Raw genomic sequence first — 2,866 nt, 5'->3', positions numbered from 1 at the left:
TATTAATACTTCTGAGGTTAATAGCGAAACAGAGGTGACATCTAAAAAAGAAAATTTCCCAATCTTGATTCAAGAAACAGCCTTCTCAAAGAAGTATGAAGAAAAGTCTGCATTTTTCGAGTATATAGACTTTAAAGTTGCAGGAACATCACACTATCAAAAAGATATTAAGAAAGCTATCAAGACCGAGGAAGAAGATAGCTTTTTCTTCGATGAAAAATATGATGGTATGACAAATAAAGAGATTCTAGAATCAACTTTTGATGAGCCGATATTTATTTATCATAATGCCCTTTTCTCAAATTGTGAATTGCGTTTAGAAGAGAACAACAAGTACGATCCGGAAGCTATAGCTGTCTATGTAAATGATTGCAAAGTAGGGCATGTTCCTCGAAAAAGTTTTGAAGAAGGCAAGAAATACATTTACGATCAGTTAAAGAGTGGTATAAGGCACCCAATATCAGCAAGTTTGTATGGAGGAAAATATAAAGTTAACCGTGATGATACAAAGATTGAAACAGGTGAAACAGATTATAAAATTGAGTGTCAAATAGTGATTAAAACAGACAAATAGACAATAAAACTACGATTTTTAAGGGGATGGTGAATATATGGCAGCCAAAATGATAACTGCCTGGTACAAATACAATGATAAAGGCAACGAAGCCAAACTGAATCATATTGAAGATGGATGGGTTAACGGAGAATATCCAAAGCCAATAGATCCGTCATTCACCAATCAAGAAGCATGGAAGAAAAGTTCCTGGGAAAGGAAACATGCTTATTTAGATGAACAATATCGAGTATTGAACGTTCCACCAGCTTTTTGGGTAAAACAATGAATCGAGTGATTGATCCTGATCCAATCGAAATGAGTTTAAAAGTTTAACTCGGTAATATATATGATACCATTTTATCTGAAAGGATTGATGAATTTATGGTATCAAAAAAAGATGGCATTGTGGAAATGAATATTGAAGACATTATGGATGTTCCCAATGAATACTATTCTATCTCTGTACCTAAACTTAAGATTACTAATGCGATTAAAGAGGGATTAGAGAAGAATAAGCTTTCAGTCAGAAAATTAGCTGAAAAGGTTAATTTAAAACACCCTCAAATTATTAGAGTTACTAACGGTAAGAATTACAATGTGGACACCTTACTCAAAATTCTAGACGGATTAGATCTTGAAATTGAAATCAAGCCTAAAAATAAATGAAGAAGAGTGTTTTAGATACTCTTCTTCATACCACATCTACGACACTCACGTAAAAACACGCCACTCTTCACAGAGCTCTTGAACAAAGTGTAATCACAATTGTCGCAGCGACCGTATTTTACATCTGGATATTCTTTGTAATCATAAACGATTGAAGTATCATACCCGTTTGTTTCGTATTTCTCTTCCACAAGATCACCTACATAATTTATTCAACATACTCAAGAATATCAAATTTCGTTCGATATAGGGAGGGAACAAATGATTGGATTAGCTTATTTTTTAATTATCTGGCTTGGAGTTGGATTATTGACCGGCATTAAGTTTATTTTTGTTGATCAGGTCTATGATGAAGAATTTAAAGAACTCATGGATAAAGAAACAGCAGCGGGCATGGAAAGGAATTTGGCCAGCCTGTTTTTCAAAAATAAGCTTAATGTGATTGCTTTTTTCATGTTAATTGGTCTGCTGCCATTAGCAATGAGGATTACAAAATTATTTAAAAGAGGTTGATTTATGCCTTTGATTGATTATTTTTATGTACTGCAGTTTGAAAACAAGGATTACTTCAAAACATTTAAGTTAGATGAGGACGGTTATTTGACATCTAGCGACCTACACGGAGCTTCTAAATTGCATAATATGTTAGAAGTCATCGAGGTAGCAAGTGAGCTTAAAACGAAGTGTAATGTGCAATGTGAGGTTAGAGAAATTCAAGTCGTAAAGCGTTAGGAGTGTTCAGGTGTATTGGATAGAGTGGATTGAGGATGGGGAAAAGAAAAGCATTGTTGCTGAAGGCTGGATTGAATGGGCTGTCATACTTGAAGACCTGTATCAGAAGCAGTTTGAGAATGTTGTATGGAAGCGGCTTTAACATTATTAAGGCGTCTTTGAACAATGTTTATAGAACAATTTTTCGAGGAGAGTGTCGTGTGGAAAATCAATTGTTTATTACTCCAGATTTCAAAAGCGATGAATCTGTATTTAACCCATCCTTTTTTACTGCAGCCGAAAATTATATGGAAAAGCCTGAAGGAGGTTTTTGGACTTCTAGTTTTAACGAAGAGTTTGGTTCAGAATGGCTTTCTAGCCAGTTTATACTTGATGATTTCAATTTGAAAGGGTACTTATTCAAAGTAGACGATCAAGCTAAAGTTTTAGAAATCAATAATTTAGAAAAAGCCTTTCAAGTTCTAGACGAATTTTGCATTGGAACAGTTTTTAAATCTCCCGTTGGTTTTGACGGAAAAGAAGTCTCTTGTAGTACATACAAAATTGACTTTGAAAAAATCGCCTTATCTTTTGATGCAGTTAGCGTATCAGGAGACGCATGCAATCTTCATATGCAGTATAAAGGGAATTATTCACCCTTTGCTAGTTGGTCTCTTGAAAGTACGGTATGGTTTAATCTTGAACATTTAACATTAATAAAAGAGTTGAGTCACTCCGAATTAATGAATTTCAGAAAGGAAAGGCGATATAAAGGATAATTAACTAAAAGAAATTATTTAAAATGTAGGGAGACAAGAAAATGAATTTTGTACTGCAGACATGGATTGGAACAACATCTGATATATCAACAGGTCTTATTACTGGAGTTGCTACAGGCATAGTGACAGGTTTTATTGTAACAATTTATTTTAG

At 34.0% G+C, this 2,866-nt stretch carries 8 protein-coding genes; 7 read left to right on the top strand and 1 reads right to left on the bottom strand.

Annotated features, from left to right (window positions below; genetic code table 11):
- Position 1: 1 nt before the first annotated feature.
- The 3 genes from BLL41_RS22120 (at position 2) to BLL41_RS22110 (ending at position 1,222) form a co-directional block, all read left to right on the top strand.
- Positions 2-574 carry an HIRAN domain-containing protein gene (locus BLL41_RS22120; protein ID WP_256252471.1) on the top strand — a complete coding sequence of 191 codons (573 nt, stop codon included), beginning with the start codon at positions 2-4 and terminating at the stop codon, positions 572-574.
- A 37-nt stretch (positions 575-611) separates the two neighbouring features.
- Positions 612-842, top strand: a complete 231-nt coding sequence (locus BLL41_RS22115) for a hypothetical protein (RefSeq protein WP_071579441.1) — start codon at positions 612-614, stop codon at positions 840-842.
- Between the two features lie 95 nt (positions 843-937).
- A complete protein-coding gene (locus BLL41_RS22110) occupies positions 938-1,222 on the top strand; it encodes a helix-turn-helix domain-containing protein (RefSeq protein WP_071579440.1) in 285 nt (94 codons plus the stop codon).
- Between the two features lie 11 nt (positions 1,223-1,233).
- On the opposite strand, the gene BLL41_RS22105 is transcribed toward BLL41_RS22110, so the two are convergent.
- Positions 1,234-1,413 carry a DUF8096 family protein gene (locus tag BLL41_RS22105; protein ID WP_071579439.1) on the bottom strand — a complete coding sequence of 60 codons (180 nt, stop codon included), beginning with the start codon at positions 1,411-1,413 and terminating at the stop codon, positions 1,234-1,236.
- 70 nt (positions 1,414-1,483) lie between these two features.
- On the opposite strand from BLL41_RS22105, the gene BLL41_RS22100 reads away from it, so the two are divergent.
- Genes BLL41_RS22100 through BLL41_RS22085 form a run of 4 tightly spaced genes read left to right on the top strand, consistent with a single transcriptional unit; the run spans position 1,484 to position 2,712 of the window.
- On the top strand, positions 1,484-1,735 hold the full coding sequence (locus tag BLL41_RS22100) for a hypothetical protein (RefSeq protein ID WP_004399430.1): 252 nt from the start codon (positions 1,484-1,486) through the stop codon (positions 1,733-1,735).
- A gap of 3 nt (positions 1,736-1,738) precedes the next feature.
- A complete protein-coding gene (locus BLL41_RS22095; protein WP_071579438.1) occupies positions 1,739-1,954 on the top strand; it encodes a hypothetical protein in 216 nt (71 codons plus the stop codon).
- Between the two features lie 10 nt (positions 1,955-1,964).
- Positions 1,965-2,096, top strand: coding sequence for a hypothetical protein (locus BLL41_RS22090; RefSeq protein WP_071579437.1), 132 nt, complete (start codon positions 1,965-1,967; stop codon positions 2,094-2,096).
- A gap of 58 nt (positions 2,097-2,154) precedes the next feature.
- On the top strand, positions 2,155-2,712 hold the full coding sequence (locus tag BLL41_RS22085) for a hypothetical protein (protein ID WP_071579436.1): 558 nt from the start codon (positions 2,155-2,157) through the stop codon (positions 2,710-2,712).
- The last annotated feature ends 154 nt before the right edge of the window (positions 2,713-2,866 follow it).

The organism is Bacillus sp. FMQ74 (genome assembly GCF_001875785.1).
Classification (GTDB): Bacteria; Bacillota; Bacilli; order Bacillales; family Bacillaceae; genus Bacillus; species Bacillus stercoris.
The sequence above is the reverse complement of the archived record's forward strand: the minus strand, read 5'-3'. Positions and strand labels throughout refer to the sequence as shown.

What these genes read in the sequence shown, in the direction of transcription:
- BLL41_RS22115 (WP_071579441.1), top strand. Translation starts at nt 612, where the DNA reads ATGGCAGCCAAAATGATAACTGCCTGGTACAAATACAATGATAAAGGC.
- BLL41_RS22110 (WP_071579440.1), top strand. Translation starts at nt 938, where the DNA reads ATGGTATCAAAAAAAGATGGCATTGTGGAAATGAATATTGAAGACATT.
- BLL41_RS22100 (WP_004399430.1), top strand. Translation starts at nt 1,484, where the DNA reads ATGATTGGATTAGCTTATTTTTTAATTATCTGGCTTGGAGTTGGATTA.
- BLL41_RS22095 (WP_071579438.1), top strand. Translation starts at nt 1,739, where the DNA reads ATGCCTTTGATTGATTATTTTTATGTACTGCAGTTTGAAAACAAGGAT.